This window comes from Alloalcanivorax marinus, from assembly GCF_016906305.1.
Lineage (GTDB): Bacteria > Pseudomonadota > Gammaproteobacteria > Pseudomonadales > Alcanivoracaceae > Alloalcanivorax > Alloalcanivorax marinus.
Genome location: NZ_JADDOL010000020.1, coordinates 30,587 through 47,168, shown reverse-complemented (window position 1 = coordinate 47,168; position 16,582 = coordinate 30,587). Strand labels below are relative to the sequence as shown.

Here is a 16,582-nt window from a genome sequence, read left to right as displayed (position 1 = left end):
CGGGGTTTGTCGCGAATGACCATGAATTAGTCACGGGCGACAATACCAGTCCGGGGCGCCGGCTGCCATCCTATCGGCCACACTGGAACGCATGAGAGAAATATCGTCATCAGGCTCGGGAGCCTGCTCCGGCAGGCAAGCTATGACGGTAGTGTTTAAGCCCCGCTTATCAGCGGGGCTTTTTTTTGTTGCCACCATCCTTGGCAGCAACCCTCCGGGCCGTCACTCCGTGACGTCAAAAATCGCTCCCGGCGATTTTTTTGTTGCCACCATCCCTGGCGGCCCCCGCTTAGAAATTGCCGTAGCGGTTGAGGTCGAGGATGCCGGCCTGGATCGGTTCGTGTTGCTCCATGTAGCGCAGCGGCGCCTGCACCCGTTGCCAGAAATCGGTTTCCGTGCGGCGCAGGCCGAAGCGCTCCACCAGGGCGGTGAAGTCGGCCTCGTCGCGCGCCGCCTGCATGGCGCGGGCGAAGGCGGGCAGATCGGCGGCGGTCACCTGGAACATGAAGTTGGGGTAGCTGAGCAGCACCCCCGGGTAGATCGTCAGGGTGTCCTTTTCCGGCTGATAGCGCAGCGACTCGCCGAACATGAACGCCACGTTGGAGTGGGCGCGGTTGCGCAGCAGGGAATAGACGGTGCTGTCCCGGTCGCCGTCCACCAGCAGCAGGCTGGCTTCCGGCATCCAGTTGATCACCGGCAGGTCGGCGGCGGTTCGCGACGCCAGGGGCGCCAGGGCGGTCTCCACCCGGCGCTCCAGGGCATTGGCCGTCTCGCGCACGCAATCGCCGTCGCCGCAGCGGTTGATCGGGTCCGGGCGGGCATTGATGCCGGCGAACCGCGACAGCAGGCCGGCGTTGAATTCGTTCATGGGCGTGGCGCTGTGGTACTCGATGGCGGTGGGCGTTTCGCCGTCCGCGTCGGCGTAGCTGATCAGCAGCTTCAGCTTGCCGGTTTTCTGATACCAGTCGTCGAGGATGCCCTTGCGGGCCGCCGCCGGCAGGAAGCGCAGGGTGTTCTGCTCGGCGCCGTTGCGAATCAGGTCGAAGTAGAGCCGCGTCTGCGCCTGGTGAGACACCGAACCGAACACGTCGAAATTCACCACCAGGTTGTAGTAGGACCGCTCGAACAGCGGGTAGTCCATCACCCAGGTGGTCAGCGGGTAATCGCCGATCAGACCCTGGCGCACCGAGGAATTGTCGTGGTGCCGGAAGATGGTCAGCAGGGCGTTGCCGTTGTCGCCGTCCCCGTCCCAGACGCTGTCCCAGCCCGGCCCGTCGGGCTGGGCGACGGCATAGGCGTCGTGCCGCTGACGCAGGTACTCGTTGCGGCGGTGGGTGTAGCGGAGCCACTCCGGGCCCAGGTCGATCAGCTTGCCCTCCTGGCCGGGCAGGCCGAGCAGCGGCGCGGCCTTGGCGCGATAGTCCGGGTCGGTGATAAAGAGGTCCCGGTCCGGTTCCTGGAACACCGCCCAGAAGCGGTCGCGGATCACGTCGGTGGCGATCTGCCCGCGGCACACCGGGCCCCGGATAAAGGTGCGCACGAAGTACTCGGCGTCGTCCAGCATCAGCTGGTAGCGGGCGCGGGCGGGCAGGGCGGCGAAGGTGGTGAACGGGTTGGCGCGCTCGTCCTCGCCGTAGCCGGGCAGCTTGCTCACCGTCCAGGGTTCCGCGAAGAACAGCGTCTCCATACGCTGCCGCTTGGCGTCGCTGAGGGCGTAGGTGATGTGGGTCTTGTGCACCAGGGTGCCCTTCACCGGCCGCAGCCGGTACCAGAACTCGCCGCCGGGCGGATCGTTGGGGCGCGGCGTGGCCACCGGCACCAGCGCCTTGCCCGGGGCGGTGCGGGAGCGCTCCAGGGTGAAGAAATGGTCCGGCCGGCGGCCGCTGCCGTCGTCGAAATACAGATGCGCCAGGAACAGGTGCTCGAACACCCAGCGGGCCACCAGCTGCTGGCGCTTGCCGTCCCGGTTAAGCCAGGTTTCCCAGGCGCGGATCTGACGCTGCTCGTCCGCGGACAGCTGTACTTCGTCGCTGCCCGGCGGCGCGCCGGCGGCCAGCCAGGCGCGGAGGGTGGCGAACTCCTGGTCGGTCAGCGCCGGCGTGCCCAGCGGCATGCCGCCCAGGGGGTGCGCCTCGGCGTACTCGTCCATGCGCTCCGGGGTGGGGCACTGGTTTTCCCGCTTCAGCCCCAATTGGATGTCGTCCGGCAGCGGCTCGCCGGGGGTGAACTCATGGGCGCGGCCCAGTTCCAGCATGCGGTACAGCAGAGAGGCTTCCAGCCCCTCGGTGCTGTCGATCACCGAGAAGAAGCCTTTTTCCCGCCAGTCGGCGGTGCTGGTGGCGTCGATAAACAGGCGGGAGGGGGCGGCGGCCTGGGTACGCTGCTTGTAGACCGGCTCGGTGGAGGCGCCCCGGTCCAGCCCGGCGGCGGTTTCCAGCTTCAACTGGCAGGGCGCGTCATAGCAGCCGTGGCAGGCGATGCATTTGGTTTCCAGGATTGGACGGACGTCATTCTGGAAGGTCACCGGCGAGGCGGGCGGCGGCGGCGCGGCTTTGGCGGTGTCGTCGCAACCGCCCAGCAGCGGCAGGGTCAGCGCGAGCAGCGCCAGTGATCGGACCCCGATCAGGGGCAAACGGCGAACGGCGGCCATGAAGCTCTCCAGTATAATTGCGCAGAGTCTAGCGGAGCGCCGCCGCGGGGAAAATGACAGGCTTTAGAGCCCAGGTTTCAGAACTCAGGTGTCAGAACATAGGCATCATCGCCGCCGCCCAGGCGATCATCAGCGCCAGCACCGAGCCGGCGGTGAGCAGGTGCCGCAGGTGGCGGTACCAGGACGGAAGAACATCAAAGAACATCATCTGCTCGGTGCCCCACACGAACACCAGCCCGGCGGTCAGCATCGGCAGGGAGAACTCCACCGGCAGCAGCAGCGCCACCCAGCCGAGCAGCGCCGGCACCACGCCGAACGCCAGCGTACCGATATGGTTGCGGCTTTCCAGCCGCGCCAGCGCCCGCCCCCAGTGCACCGCGCCGAGAAACGACAGAATCACGGCCGCGTAGCTGACCACCGCGGTCAGCGCGCCGCCGCGCAGGGCGTCGTGCCAGGCCAGCAGGGCAAAGGTATAGAACGGAATCAGGCCGGCGATCCCCATCACCCGCGCGGCCAGGATATTGCGTGTCTGGAATCGGTCGGTCACCGGTTCACTCCCTGGTACGACACCCCTGGAAACAGACGGCGGATTGTCGCCAAGCGAACGTGAAGGCGATGCAAAGAATAGCGGGGTGGCGTGTCAGCCTGGCGGCATAGGGAACGGCGTCAGGGTTTTGGGCAGGTAGAGCGGATGGGCGGGCTCGCCGGACCCGTTCAGGCGCAGGCAATGCAGGTCTCCCAGCGAGCGGCGCACGCGCGCGGCGCGGTCGCCATGGGTGCCGTGATTGCCCCAGCCCGCCACCACCAGGGAGGCATCGCCGGCCAGACGCCGCAGCCACCAGTCGTTGCGCGGGCCCACCGGATCGTCGGCGGCGAACAGGTCGCGGGGGTAGGTGGCCCGGAACGCGAACAGATTGGCCACGCACAGGCCGGAGTAGCCCCAATCCCGGGCGAAGCCGATGCAGCGGCGGATGGTCGGATCGTCCTGGCGATGGTCGGCGGTGGAGGGATTCAGCCCCACCAGCAGCACGTAATCCCCGCCTTCGCCCCAGCGGCGCCACAGGGCGTAGCGGTAGCGGCGGCAGCGCGAGAAATTGGCGCCGCGCTGGAGCGTGGGGGTGATCGAAACGGAAGGAATGTCGTCGCGTCGGGTCATGGCGGGCCAGTGTACGGATTTGCCAGAATGCCGCCAGTCTCAATGATGGAAACGGGAACCCTCCATGGAATTTGTCGACGCCCTGAACGCGCGCCACAGCGTGCGGGCCTTCCGCGACCGGCCGGTGCCCGGTCCGGTGCTGGAGCGCTTGCTGGCGCGCGGGGCCACCTCGCCGAGCTGGTCCAATACCCAGCCTTACCAGATCGCCGTGGCCACCGGTCCGGTGCTGGAAGCGCTTCGCGACGACCTGAGCCGCCGCTTTGAACGGCTGGCCCCTTTGCAGCGCGCGCCGGCCTGGAAAAAGGCCCTGGCGGTCCTGCGTCGCGACCCGGGCCTGCCGGACGGGGATTTCCGGCCGGTACAGCGCTATCCGGATGATCTGCAGCCCCGGCGCGTGGCCACCGGCCGCGGCCTGTACCGGATGTTGGGCATCGGCCGGGACGACCACCGGGCCCGGCACCAGCAGATGGCCGCCAACTTCCGCTTCTTCGGCGCGCCGGCGGCGCTTTTCCTGTTCGTGCACCGGGGGCTGGGGGTCTACAGCGTGCTGGACGCGGGCATCTTCCTGCAGACCCTGATGCTGGCCGCCGTGGACGAGGGGCTGGGCAGCTGTGCCCAGGGCGCCCTGGGGCTGTGGCGCTCGCCCCTGGAGCGCCACTTCGAGATTCCCGCGGACTACCAGCTGCTGTGCGGCCTGTCGCTGGGCTACCCGGACACGGACGCGACGGTCAACCGGTTCCACCCGGACAAGCTGCCGGCGGACGCCTTGACCCTGGCGCGGCGCTGACGCTTCGGTGCGCCGGCGGGGCCGGCTAGCGGATATCGATGCTGCGGGTGCTGCGCGGGTGGTTTTCGTGGCGCGGCACGTCCAGGGTCAGCAGACCGTTGTCGAAGGCGGCGGTGAGGGCGTCGCCGTCCGCGTCCGCGGGCAGCGTCAGCAACCGCTGAAAACGGCCGAAGCGTCGCTCGCTGTAGTGATAGCCGTCCTCGTCGTTAAGCCGGGTCTCTTCCTTGCGGCCGCTGATCACCAGGGCGTCGCCGTCCAGTTCCACGGACAGATCGTCGCGCCCCAGACCGGGCACCTCCACGGTGATCACGTAGCGGTCCGGCTTCTCCACGATGTCGATATTGGGACGGAACGGGGCCGAGGGTTCCGCGTGAGGCGCGGGGGTGGTCCAGGCCATGTCGCCGAGCATCTGCTCGAACCAGTTGTCGAACTCCCGATCCCAGCGCAGCAGCGGATGGGACGGGCGCCGCTGGGGCAGCGGCCGGTCACGGCTGGACTCCTTGCTCAGCCAGTTCCAGGGATGCAGTTTGCCTTGGGTGCTCATGGTGCAACTCCTTCTGACAGCCTTTTCCGTTTCAGATTAAGGCCCGTCGGCGGCGATTCAAGCCCCATCCGTCACCGTCCCTTGACCGGCGTCAGCATCGTGTGATTTGCGAAATAACCGTAAAACCCGCGCCGTCGCTCTTGAAACCGGGGCGCCCGACAATCAAACCTGGAGGGACAGTCACGAAAGGAGGCAAACATGAGCGAGCACGTTTACAAGAAACTGGAGCTGGTCGGTTCATCCAAGGACAGCATCCAGGACGCGGTGCGCAACGCCGTCGCGGCGGCCAGCAAAACCGTGGATAACGTGGAATGGTTCGAGGTCAAGGAGACCCGCGGGCACGTGGAAAACGGCCAGGTCGCTCACTTCCAGGTGGTCGTGAACGTGGGCTTCCGGGTGGATTGAATCCTGAGCTGACGGAAAAGGGGCGGCGGCGGGCGCCGCCACCCCGAACGGCTTATACGACTTCCAGTTCCAGCATTTTCTGACACACCCGCGCGGTGCGCAGCTGGTGCAGTTGCTTGGCGCTCAGCGCCTCCGGCAGCTGCACCGTGCTGTGATCCTGATGAATACGGATCGCACCGATCTGCGCGCTGCTCAACCCCGCCTCATTGGCAATCGCCCCGACCAGATTTCCGGGTCGGACCCCGTGCGTCTCGCCCACCGCGACGCGGTAGATCTTCATCGGGCCCGCCGGGCGGGCTGCCTTGCCGGCTTTGCGTTCGCGTTTGCCGGCCGGCTTGCGGTCGCCTTGCTTGGCGCGCGGCTCGCGGGCCTCGCGCATTTCCCGAGGGGCACGTACCGGCACGGCCTTCAGGAACAGGGGTTCCTTCTCGAACATCAGGGTGGCCAGGGCCACCGCCAGATCTTCCGCCGGCAGTTCCAGCTCCTGGGACAGTTCCGCCAGAAGGGCTCGGTTGGCGTCCGTTTCGGCATGCTTTAATGCGCCGCTAAGGCGGTCCCGGAAGGCGTCCCGGCGGCGCTGGTTCAGGTCGTCCACCGAGGGCAGATCCATCATCGTCAGGCGCTGGCCGGTGGTGCGCTCGATGCCGCGCAGCAGGCCCTGTTCCCGACGGGCCACGAACAGGATCGCCTCGCCGTCACGGCCGGCCCGGCCGGTGCGGCCGATGCGGTGCACGTACGCTTCCGGGTCGGTGGGCATGTCGTAATTGAACACGTGGGTGATGCGCGGCACGTCCAGGCCCCGTGCCACCACGTCGGTGGCCACCAGCAGGTCGATGCGGTGCTCGCGCAGCCGCGCCACGGTGGTTTCGCGCTGTGCCTGGGGCATGTCGCCGTTGAGGGCTTCCGCCCGGAACCCGCGACCCTGCAGCTGTTCGGCCAGGTTGATGGTGGCCTGCTTGGTGCGCGCGAACACGATCACGCCGTCGTGGCGTTCGGCTTCCAGGATACGGCACAGGGCATCCAGCTTATTGATGCCGGCCACCGGCCAGTAACGCTGGCGGATGCGCTCGCCGGTGCTGGCGGCGCCGCCGTCGATGCGGATCCACTCCGGGGATTTCAGATGCTGGTCGGCGATGGTCTTGATGGCCGGCGGCATGGTGGCGGAGAACAGCGCCAGCTGACAGGCCGCCGGGGTGCGCTCCAGCACCCAGCGCACATCGTCAATAAAGCCCATGCGCAGCATTTCATCCGCTTCGTCGAGCACCAGGGCGCGCAACTGGTCCAGCCGCAGGCTGCCCCGCTCCATATGGTCCATCACCCGGCCGGGGGTGCCGACGATCACCTGGGAGCCGCTTTTCAGGGCACGCAGCTGATCCCGGTAGCCGCCGCCGCCGTAGATCGGCGTGACGGTGATGCCGGGCAGGCCATAGGCGAAGGTTTCCAGGGCCTCGGCCACCTGCAGCGCCAGCTCGCGGGTGGGGGCCAGCACCAGCATCTGCGGTGCTTTCAGTTGCGGGTCGAGACGGGCCAGCAGCGGCAGGCCGAAGGCAGCGGTTTTGCCGGTGCCGGTTTGCGCCTGACCAAGCAGGTCGCGGCCTTCCAGCAGGGCGGGAATGCTGCGTTCCTGAATCGGGGACGGAGTTTCAAAGCCAAGACGGGCGATTGCGCCGAGCAAAGACTCGGGCAGGCCCAGGGTATCGAACGACATGCACAGACCTTTCGGTGGACGGGCGCTGGGCCGGGCGTGTCGATCAGTGCGGTGCCGGCGTGGCCCTGAAATGAGGGAGGCGGACTATACGTGAGGCGTGGCGGAAATGCACGCTTTTTCTGGGTTTGGAGTGCGGTGGTTGTGGCTATCGCGACTGAGCGGCATTCCGCTTCAGTCGCGATAGGGGAGCGAATTACCCTTCCTGCTTTTTGGCGAAAGCGTCCGCTTCCACCGCTTCCACGGTGATGCGCACGTCCAGCTCGTCGCTGACCGCCGGCACGTAGGCGTCCATGCCGAAATCGGAGCGCTTCAGAGTGGTGGTGGCGTTGAAGCCGGCCGCCGGCGCGCCGTCGTACATGGGGTGCTTGCCCACTTTATTGACGGTGGTGTCCAGCACCACCTGTTTGGTGATGCCGTTGACGGTCAGGTCCCCCACCAGCTCGAAGGACTGACGGTCCTCGGCCACGTTCCGCACCCCGGTGCTCTTGAAGGTGATGGTGGGGTGTTCCTTGGCCTTGAAGAACTCCGGCTTGTTGAGCAGGTGATCGTTGAGCGCCGGCACGTGGGTGTCCACGCTGGCCACCGGAATGGTCACGTCCACGCGGGCGGCGGTGGGGTCATCCGGGTCGGCGGTAAGGGTGCCGCTGACATCGTTGAAGTTGGCCTCGGGCACGGAAAAGCCGAAGTGGTTCCAGGAGAAACGCACCTGGGTGTGGCCCGGGTCCAGGGTGTATTCGGTGGGCGCGGCCAGCGCCGGGGCGGCGGTGGCGAGCAGGGCGGCGGCAAACAGGCCGGCGAGGGCGGATCGCATAACGTCTCCTTACGAAAGCCGTTGGAATGAGTCTGTAAGCCTAGCCGGTGGACGGGGGCGGGAGCCACCGTCTCACCGGCACGGTTTGTTCGGATTTTTCGATGGGATCGGGGCTACAGAGGGCGAGGGAAACGGGGAGGGGAAACCCCGCCACCGCCGAGGGTGGCGGGGCTGGACGCCAAGGAGTGCCCCTCCCCCTCCCTCATTGAACCCGCGGGTCAGCGCCGCTTCTCGATGCGCTCGCGCAGATCCGCATCGTACTGGGCCAGCTGGGCGATTTGGTTGTACTTGCGTACCTCCAGACCGGAATCCTTCACCGCCTGGACCATCTTCTGCTGCGCTTCGCGCTGCACCTCCATGGCCTGCTGGGGCTGTTCGGTGTTTTCCTGCACCTTGACCCGGTAGGCGCCTTTGATCTCCTCCACCCGCTGCTGGGCGTCGGCGAAGCGCGCCACCTCATCGTCGGAAATGTCCGAGGACTCGCCCAGGGCCGGCTGTGCCGGACGCGGCGTCTCGGCGGCGGGAGCCTGGCCGGGCGTGGTTTGTTGACCCTGCGACGGCTGGGCCAGGGCATTGCCGCTCAGACCGAGGGCGAGGAACAGGGCGGACAGGGACAGAACGGGCTTCTTCATGGTCGTCAAACTCCTTCTCGATGGTGAGCCGGACGCGTCTCCCGCGTCCATCAGATAAGACCGGTCCGGCGCCGGGAGTTTCACGCCGAAAGCGTCAAATGGTGTAAAGCGTCATATTCCCTTTGGGCATAAAAATAGCACCATATATTTCTTTTAAATGATTCGCTGCCCCGTATCATGGCCGCTCATACGTTATTCGCATCGCGATAAGGACAGGCAACGTCATGGGTAACGCAGCAGAGTTGATCACACGCGTGGGCGACAACAGCGCCGGCCTCTCCCGGGACGCCATCGACGCCCTCAACCAGGCCTACCGCCCGCTGGACTTCGAGGCGCGCATTCGCCGGGTGTATCAGGACTTTGCTCCGGACAAGGTGATGGTGACTTCGTCCTTCGCCGCCACCTCGGCCTACTTTCTGCACATCATCTCCAGTATCCGGCCGCAGCAGAAGATTCACTTCATCGACACCGGTTACCACTTTCAGCAGACGCTGGACTACAAGGAATACCTGATCGAGCGTTTCAAGCTGGATGTGATCGACCTGCGCGCCGACCCGCGCCAGCATCAGATCACTCAGGATGAGCAGATGTGGCGCACCGACCCGGACCTGTGCTGCCAGGTCAACAAGGTGCAGCCCCTGGAAGACGCCAAGGAAAACTACGACCTGTGGATTTCCAGCCTGATGGGCTGGCAGACCGAGCACCGCGCCGGCCTGGAAATCTTCGAGGAACGTCGCGGCATGATTAAATTCAACCCGATGATTGACGTCACCCGGGAGCAGCGCGACGCCTACATCGCCGACCACGACCTGCCGTTCCATCCGCTGGTCGAGGAAGGCTACCACTCCATCGGCTGCAGCCACTGCACCTGGAAGGGCGAGGGCCGCGAAGGCCGCTGGCAGGGCTCCAGCAAGACCGAGTGCGGCATCCACCTCTAGGCGCACCGCGCGACTGAAAAAAACGGGCTTCGGCCCGTTTTTTTGGCCATCGATCCGAACCCGGGCTTCCAATTCCTACCGTCTTCGGAGAAGCTTGCCGGCATGAAACGCCCCTTCCGCTTCCTGGCCATTGTCGGCCTGTTGATCCTGTCCCTGGTCGCCGCCTGGCGCGGCGGCCTGCTGCCCGGCGTGCCGGCCCCCTGGCACGACGACCTGCGTATCCTGCACGAAGAGCGGGACGGCACCCGGGTGATGGTGATCGAGCTGCGCAACACCGACACCCGCACCCGCTGGCACAGCGAGGGCGAGGACCATCGCATCGACATTCGCCGCCGGGGTCCCACGCTGTACGAGCTGGACATTGCGCAACTGTATGACGGGGTCGATCCGCCGTTGCAGCGGCGCATGCAATCCGCGCTGCAGTTGGAGCCGGGCCGCACCGAGGTAGGCGGGTTCCGCTTTACCGAGCCGGGCAAGCCGGTGCAACGGCAGGTCGTGGAAATCTTGTTGCCCGCCCCGGCTTCCTGAGCGGCTGCGACAAAACGCCACATTCCCTTTCCCGGCCGGATCGCTAGGCTGGCGCGCGATCTTTCCGTCCGGAGTACACCCTGTTGCGCCTGCCTGTCCGCGCCGATCGAGTCGGCCCGCTGTTCGTCCTGTCCCTGTTGATGCCCGCCGCCTGGGCGCAGACGCCTCCGCACCGCCTGGAGGCGGTGGAAGTGGCCGACCCGGTCGATGCGCCCGCATCGCCCACCACCACCGATGGCCGCCTGGGTCTGAGTGAGCGGGAGACGCCGGCCACGGTGAGTACCGTGGGCCGCCAGGACATCGAGCAGCTGGGCCTGCGCAATCTGATCGAGCTGTACCGCAGCGCCCCCGGGGTGGCCGCCGGCAACATTCCCGGCTCGCCGGCGTCGGTGTCCATGCGCGGCCTCACCGATGTAGGGTACCTGTTCGACGGGGTGCGCGTGGCGGACCCGTCCCTGGTGTCGCGCAACCTGGACACCTGGAACCTGGAGAAGGTGGAGATTCTCAAGGGCCCGGCGTCGGTACTGCACGGTAGCGGCGCCCTGGGTGGCACTATTAATCTGGTGACCCGCAAGCCCGACCTGAGTGGCGACCGCAACGACGGCCGGATCGAGTACGGCAGCCACGACAGCCTGCGTCTGGGCGTGGGCGCCAACCGGGTGGTGAATCCGAACGTGGCGGTGCGCGCCGACCTGAGCCACGGCCGGAGCAGCGGTTACGTGGACGACACCGACAGCGAGACCACCGCGCTGACCACCAGCATCCTGGTCCAGGCCACCGACCGGCTGACCCTGAGCGCCGCCCTGGACCTGTATAGCGACCGTTACGCCACGCCCTACCAGGGCACGCCGCTGGTACCGGCGGACGTGGCGCGGGACCCCAGCGACGTGGTGTCCGGCGGCGGGCTGGTGCTGGATGAGTCCATGCGCGACGAGAACTACAACGTACGCGACGGCAAGATGACCGCCGACAGCCAGTGGTTGCGCACCAAGGCGGACTACCAGCTCAGCGACCAGTGGCGGCTGGTCAACGAACTGAGTCTCTACAACGCCAACCGCGACTGGGCCAACTCCGAGGACTTCACCTACAACGACGCCACCGGCGAACTGGATCGCGGCACCACGCTGATCAACCACCATCACCGGTTCGCCACCGACCGCTTCTACGGCGTTTACGACGGCCGGCTCGGCGAGCGCCGCCATCGTCTGGCGGTGGGCGCGGAATACCAGTACACGGACTTCGACAGCCGGCGCCGCTTCGGCACCACCACCTCGGTGGATCCGTTCGACCCGGATCGGGGTTACCTGCCGCCCAACAGCCCGGCCAATTACGGCTCCCGGGCGGATTACGACAGCCAGGTTTCCGGCGGCGCCCTGTTCGTGGAGGACGCCCTGAATCTGACGCCCAACTGGGTGGTGGTCAGCGGCCTGCGCTATGAATACCTGGATCTGGATCGCGGCATTGATGACCTGGCCGCCGGCACCCGGGAGACCTTCGGGCAGACCTACGAGGATCTGTCCTGGCGGCTGGGCACGGTCTACGACCTGAGCAACCGGGTGCAGGTGTTCGCCCAGTACAACCGGGCGTCGTCGCCGGTGAGCGGCTTGCTGCTGAGCCGCGCCAGCAACGCGGAGTTTGATCTGAGCAAGGGGCGGGCGGTGGAAGTGGGCAGCCGCGCGGCCTTGCTGGATGACCGCGCCACCCTGACGGTCTCCCTGTATCGCCTGGATCAGGACGACATTCTCACCCGCGATCCGGCCAACCCGGCCTTGTCCGTGCAGGGCGGTAGCCTGCGCGCCGAGGGGGTGGAAGTGGACCTGACCCTGCGGCCCCATGAGCGCTGGTGGGTGAACCTCAACGGCGCGTACAACGACGCGGAATACGACGAGCTGCTGGGGGCCGGCGGCGTGGACCTGTCCGGCAACCGCCTCACCAATGTGCCGGAGAAAACCGCCAACCTGAGCAGCGCCTACACCCTGGCGGCCCTGCCGCTGACCCTGGGCGGCGCGGTGCGTTACACCGGCGACTTCTTTACCAGCACCGCCAATGAATACCGGGTCGACGCGCGCACCCTGGTGGACGCCTGGATCAGCTACCCGGTGGCCAAGGGCACCCTGACCCTGCGCGGTCGCAATCTCACCGACGAGTTCTACGCCGACTGGTCCGGCTACAGCGCCACCCAGGTCTACATCGGCGAGCCGCGCACCGTGGAGATCGGCTGGACCGGGCGCTTCTGATGGCGGCCGGGCGCTTCGCCATGCTTCGGCGCTGGCATTTCTATCTGGGAGTGTGCACGGCGCCGTTTCTGCTGATCCTGTCGATCACCGGCGCCATCTATCTGTTCAACGATGAACTGAACGACTGGATCTACCCGCAGCTGCGCTTCGCCCCCAGCGGCGACACCATCCGGCCCGCCGGTGACCTGGTGGCCTCGGTGCGCGCCCGTTATCCCGGCGCCACCGTGACCCGCATCGACATGCCGGTGGCGGAGGGACGCAGCGCCGAGGTGTTCGTCACGCCGGCGCGGGGCGACCCCTTGCGGGTGTTCGTGGACCCGGGCGACGGCGCCATCCTCGGTGACTACATCTATACGCACACCCTGGTGGGCTTCGCCGATCGCATGCACGGTTCGCTGCTGCTGGGGGAGGGCGGTGATGCCCTGGTGGAACTGGCGGCGGTCTGCGCGCTGGTGCTGATCGCCACCGGCCTGTACCTGTGGTGGCCACGGGGGCGCGGCGGACTACGTGCCGGATTTCTGTTCTTCCGGCAACGGCGCGGCCGCGCCCGCTGGCGGGAGGTGCACCGGCTCACCGGTGTCTACGCCGCCGTGCTGATCGTATTCCTGATCCTCTCCGGCCTGCCCTGGGCCGGCGTCCTCGGTGAGCGGGTGCTGACGCCGGTGAGCAACGCCCTGGGCCTGGGCTACCCCCCGCAGCTGCGCCACCACGGCGGCGACAGCGGCAAGACGCTTTTGGATACCCTCGGCGAGGCACCCTGGGCCCTGCAGCAGGCGCCGCTGCCCACGGTGCCGGTGGCTCATGACCACCACCATCACCATGGGCCAGTGGCTGCGCCGGACACCTCCGCGGCGGCCATCAACCGGGTGCACAGCGCACTGGTCGCGGCGGGGCTGCCGCTCGCCTACCGCCTCTCCATCCCCACCGAGGCCGGCGACCCCTACAGCGCCTACACCTACCCGGCCCGCCCGGAAGGCCAGCGCACCCTGCACTTCAACAGTGACGGCGAGGTGCTGGTGGACACCGGCTTCGACGACTATGGCGCCATCGCCAAGACGGTGGAATACGGCGTCGCCCTGCACATGGGCAACTACTTCGGCCGCGCCAACCAGATCGTCATGCTGCTCGCCTGCCTCGCCATCATCGCCCTGATCCTCACCGGCCTGACCCTGTGGCTCCGCCGCCCACCCGGGGTCGGACCCCGCTAAGCCCATGAAAAACAAGAAAATCGCGAAAAAATTCGCGTCTTTTGCGGCCTTGGAGGCGCTTTTTCACCGCGAAAAAAGGCCGGATAAGCAAGGTGGAGGGGTCTGACCCCGGTAAGGGGTTGATTTGGAAGGGGTAGGGGGTGGAAAGGGGTGGGTTTTGGGGGCTTGGCGGGGGGGTTGGTGGGGGCAAAAGAGGCTTCAGGGCGGGGCGGTGTGACCGGTGGGGTGGGTGTGTGCGATAATCCGCCGCCTTTCGCCCCACCACTTCCCCTCTATCCGGTAGAACGACTTTGCTGACCACCGCCAACATCACCATGCAGTTCGGCGCCAAGCCGCTGTTCGAAAACGTGTCCGTGAAATTCGGGGACGGCAACCGCTACGGCCTGATCGGCGCCAACGGCTGCGGTAAATCCACCTTCATGAAGATCCTCGGCCGCGATCTGGAGCCGTCCGCGGGCAACGTGTCCAAGGAAGCCAACGAGCGCATCGGCAAGCTGCGCCAGGATCAGTTCGCCTACGAGCAGTATTCCGTGGTCGACACGGTGATCATGGGCCATGAAGAACTGTGGGCGGTGAAGGAAGAGCGCGACGCCATCTACGCCAAGGCGGAGATGAGCGAGGAGGACGGCATCCGCGCCGGCGAGCTGGAAGCGGAATTCGCCGAGCTGGACGGTTACACCGCCGAGTCCCGCGCCGGCGATCTGCTGCTCGGCGTGGGCATTCCCGTGGAGCAGCACTTCGGGCCCATGAGCGAAGTGGCGCCGGGCTGGAAACTGCGGGTGCTGCTGGCCCAGGTGCTGTTCTCGGACCCGGACATCATGTTGCTGGACGAGCCCACCAACAACCTGGACATCAACACCATCCGCTGGCTGGAAGACGTGCTCAACCAGCGCCAGTGCACCATGATCATCATTTCCCACGACCGCCACTTCCTGAACAGCGTGTGCACGCACATGGCGGACCTGGATTACGGCGAGCTGCGCGTCTACCCGGGCAACTACGACGAGTACATGACCGCCGCCACCCAGGCGCTGGAACGCAAGCGCGCGGACAACGCCAAGAAGAAGGCGCAGATCGCCGACCTGCAGCAGTTCGTCAGCCGCTTCTCCGCGAATGCGTCGAAATCCAAGCAGGCCACGTCGCGGGCCAAGCAGATCGACAAGATCAAACTGGAAGAGATCAAACCCTCCAGCCGCCAGAACCCCTACATCGTGTTCGAGCAGGACAAGAAGCTGTTCCGCAACGCTCTGGAAGTGAAGGGGCTGGCCAAGTCCTTCGACGAAGACGAGCTGTTCTCCGGCCTGGACCTGCGCGTGGAAGTGGGCGAGCGCATTGCCATCATCGGCCCCAACGGCGTCGGCAAATCCACCCTGCTGCGCTGCCTGGTGGGCGACCTGAATCCCAGCGCCGGCGAGGTGAAATGGTCCGAGAACGCCACCCTCGGCTACTACGCCCAGGACCACGCCGCCGATTTCGAGAAGAAGCTGAACCTGTTCGACTGGATGAGCCAATGGGGCAAGCCCAGCGACGACGAGCAGGTGATTCGCGGCACCCTGGGCCGCCTGCTGTTCTCCTCCACCGAGATCAACAAAACCGTCAACGTGATCTCCGGCGGCGAGCAGGGCCGCATGCTGTTCGGCAAGATCATGCTGCAGCGCCCCAACATCATGCTGCTCGACGAGCCCACCAACCACCTGGACATGGAGTCCATCGAGTCGCTCAACCTGGCCCTGGAAAACTATCCCGGCACGCTGCTGTTCGTCAGCCACGACCGGGAGTTCGTGTCGTCCCTGGCCACCCGCATCATCGAGCTGACCCCCACCGGCATCGTCGACTTCCACGGCAGCTACGAGGACTACCTGAAAAGCCAGGGCGTGGCCTGACGGCGGCACCGGGCGGACGCTTGTGGTAGGGTTCTTGAAACAAAGGTTTCAGGGCCCCGCCATGTTTGCTGCCACCGTTTCGAGACCGTGCCATGCCGTCCCCGCTGGATGAACGCCTGCGCGCCCGCTATGCGGAGCTTTCTCCCCAGGAACGGCGGGTGGCGGACTTTATCCTCGACCACTACGACGACCTGATCAGCTACAACAGCGCCGAACTGGCGCGGCTGAGCGGGGCGTCCAAGCCCACCGTCAGCCGCCTGTTCAAGCGGCTCGGCTACAGCGGCTACAAGGCCCTGCGCGACGAGCTGCGGGCCCTGCGCCAGAGCGGCGTGCCGCTGGTCGACGCCCGTACCCTGGCGGACGGCGACACCCTGCCGGCCCGCCATTATCAGCAAGAGCTGGCCAACCTGAACCGCTGCCTGGCCGGGCTGGACGCCGCCCGGTTGGGCGAGGCGGCGGCGGCCCTGGCCACCGCCGGCCAGGTGCTGATCGTCGGCCAGCGCAACGCCTATCCGGTGGCGCTGCACCTGCGCCAGCAGCTGATCCAGGCCCGCGGCCGGGTACGGCTGGCGCCGCAGCCCGGGCAGACCCTGGCCGAGGAGCTGGTGGACCTGACCCCGGACGACGTGGTGGTGCTGGTGGCGTTCCGTCGCCGGCCCCGGCTGATCGCGCCGCTGCTGAAAAGCCTGAAGCAGCGCCAGGTGCCGGTGCTGCTGCTGTGCGAGCCGGAGGCCCGCGCGCTGACATCCCTGGCCCGCTGGCCTTTCCCGGTACCGCTGGACAGCCTGTCCGCCTTCGACAGCTACGCCGCCGCCATGAGCCTGGCCAGCCTGCTGGCCAACGCGGTGCTGCACCAGTCGCTGGCCGCCGGCCGCCGGCGCATCCACGACATTACCGGCCTCTACGACGACCTGGACGAACTGGAAAAACCCTCCCCCTAGCGGCGCCACCCGGCGGCTCGACGGTATTACCCACACCAGTGTTGGAACAATCGTTTCCTGTGTGTAGTATTGAAACTATTGTTTCTTGGCCTCAAGCCGCTACTCAACCTGCTTGTAGGAGCGGCTTCAGCCGCGATGCCGCTACCCTCAAAGA

The 16,582-nt window shown here is 66.7% G+C and carries 15 protein-coding genes; 8 read left to right on the top strand and 7 right to left on the bottom strand.

Going from position 1 to position 16,582, the window contains the following annotated elements; translation table 11 throughout:
- Nucleotides 1-289 precede the first annotated feature (289 nt).
- The 3 genes from IM760_RS15215 to IM760_RS15205 form a co-directional block, all read right to left on the bottom strand.
- Nucleotides 290-2,650, bottom strand: coding sequence for a fatty acid cis/trans isomerase (locus IM760_RS15215; RefSeq protein ID WP_204430943.1), 2,361 nt, complete (start codon nucleotides 2,648-2,650; stop codon nucleotides 290-292).
- Nucleotides 2,651-2,741: 91 nt separating this feature from the next.
- Nucleotides 2,742-3,197, bottom strand: a complete 456-nt coding sequence (locus IM760_RS15210; RefSeq protein ID WP_228233332.1) for a DUF3429 domain-containing protein — start codon at nucleotides 3,195-3,197, stop codon at nucleotides 2,742-2,744.
- A gap of 93 nt (nucleotides 3,198-3,290) precedes the next feature.
- A complete protein-coding gene (locus tag IM760_RS15205; RefSeq protein WP_204430941.1) occupies nucleotides 3,291-3,806 on the bottom strand; it encodes a DUF1643 domain-containing protein in 516 nt (171 codons plus the stop codon).
- A 64-nt stretch (nucleotides 3,807-3,870) separates the two neighbouring features.
- Between IM760_RS15205 and IM760_RS15200 the strand changes: the two genes are divergently transcribed.
- Nucleotides 3,871-4,593 (top strand): nitroreductase, encoded by a 723-nt coding sequence (locus IM760_RS15200; RefSeq protein ID WP_204430939.1) that lies wholly within the window; start codon nucleotides 3,871-3,873, stop codon nucleotides 4,591-4,593.
- Between the two features lie 25 nt (nucleotides 4,594-4,618).
- Here the strand turns inward: IM760_RS15200 and IM760_RS15195 are convergent, their stop codons facing one another.
- Entirely contained in the window at nucleotides 4,619-5,137 is a 519-nt protein-coding gene (locus IM760_RS15195) for an Hsp20/alpha crystallin family protein (protein WP_204430937.1), read from the bottom strand.
- A 198-nt stretch (nucleotides 5,138-5,335) separates the two neighbouring features.
- Between IM760_RS15195 and IM760_RS15190 the strand changes: the two genes are divergently transcribed.
- Nucleotides 5,336-5,542 carry a dodecin gene (locus IM760_RS15190; RefSeq protein WP_204430935.1) on the top strand — a complete coding sequence of 69 codons (207 nt, stop codon included), beginning with the start codon at nucleotides 5,336-5,338 and terminating at the stop codon, nucleotides 5,540-5,542.
- Nucleotides 5,543-5,594: 52 nt separating this feature from the next.
- Here IM760_RS15190 and IM760_RS15185 read toward each other — a convergent pair whose 3' ends face one another.
- The 3 genes from IM760_RS15185 to IM760_RS15175 all read right to left on the bottom strand — a co-directional run bounded on the left by IM760_RS15185 (nucleotide 5,595) and on the right by IM760_RS15175 (nucleotide 8,693).
- Nucleotides 5,595-7,250: a DEAD/DEAH box helicase gene (locus IM760_RS15185; RefSeq protein ID WP_204430933.1), complete on the bottom strand. Its 1,656-nt coding sequence runs from the start codon at nucleotides 7,248-7,250 to the stop codon at nucleotides 5,595-5,597.
- Nucleotides 7,251-7,443: 193 nt separating this feature from the next.
- The gene (locus IM760_RS15180) at nucleotides 7,444-8,061 is read right to left on the bottom strand and encodes a YceI family protein (protein WP_204430931.1); all 618 of its coding nucleotides are present in this window, start codon (nucleotides 8,059-8,061) and stop codon (nucleotides 7,444-7,446) included.
- A gap of 218 nt (nucleotides 8,062-8,279) precedes the next feature.
- Entirely contained in the window at nucleotides 8,280-8,693 is a 414-nt protein-coding gene (locus IM760_RS15175; protein WP_204430929.1) for a DUF4168 domain-containing protein, read from the bottom strand.
- A gap of 224 nt (nucleotides 8,694-8,917) precedes the next feature.
- Between IM760_RS15175 and IM760_RS15170 the strand changes: the two genes are divergently transcribed.
- The 6 genes from IM760_RS15170 to IM760_RS15145 all read left to right on the top strand — a co-directional run bounded on the left by IM760_RS15170 (nucleotide 8,918) and on the right by IM760_RS15145 (nucleotide 16,428).
- Complete coding sequence (locus IM760_RS15170) at nucleotides 8,918-9,631, top strand: phosphoadenylyl-sulfate reductase (protein ID WP_204430927.1); 714 nt, start codon at nucleotides 8,918-8,920, stop codon at nucleotides 9,629-9,631.
- A 102-nt stretch (nucleotides 9,632-9,733) separates the two neighbouring features.
- Entirely contained in the window at nucleotides 9,734-10,159 is a 426-nt protein-coding gene (locus IM760_RS15165) for a hypothetical protein (RefSeq protein WP_204430925.1), read from the top strand.
- 83 nt (nucleotides 10,160-10,242) lie between these two features.
- Entirely contained in the window at nucleotides 10,243-12,396 is a 2,154-nt protein-coding gene (locus IM760_RS15160) for a TonB-dependent receptor (RefSeq protein WP_239549884.1), read from the top strand.
- Nucleotides 12,396-13,604, top strand: coding sequence for a PepSY-associated TM helix domain-containing protein (locus IM760_RS15155; RefSeq protein WP_204430923.1), 1,209 nt, complete (start codon nucleotides 12,396-12,398; stop codon nucleotides 13,602-13,604). The genes IM760_RS15160 and IM760_RS15155 overlap by 1 nt, the downstream gene beginning before the upstream one ends.
- A gap of 290 nt (nucleotides 13,605-13,894) precedes the next feature.
- Nucleotides 13,895-15,487: an ABC-F family ATPase gene (locus IM760_RS15150; protein ID WP_204430921.1), complete on the top strand. Its 1,593-nt coding sequence runs from the start codon at nucleotides 13,895-13,897 to the stop codon at nucleotides 15,485-15,487.
- 92 nt (nucleotides 15,488-15,579) lie between these two features.
- Nucleotides 15,580-16,428, top strand: coding sequence for a MurR/RpiR family transcriptional regulator (locus IM760_RS15145; protein WP_204430919.1), 849 nt, complete (start codon nucleotides 15,580-15,582; stop codon nucleotides 16,426-16,428).
- The last annotated feature ends 154 nt before the right edge of the window (nucleotides 16,429-16,582 follow it).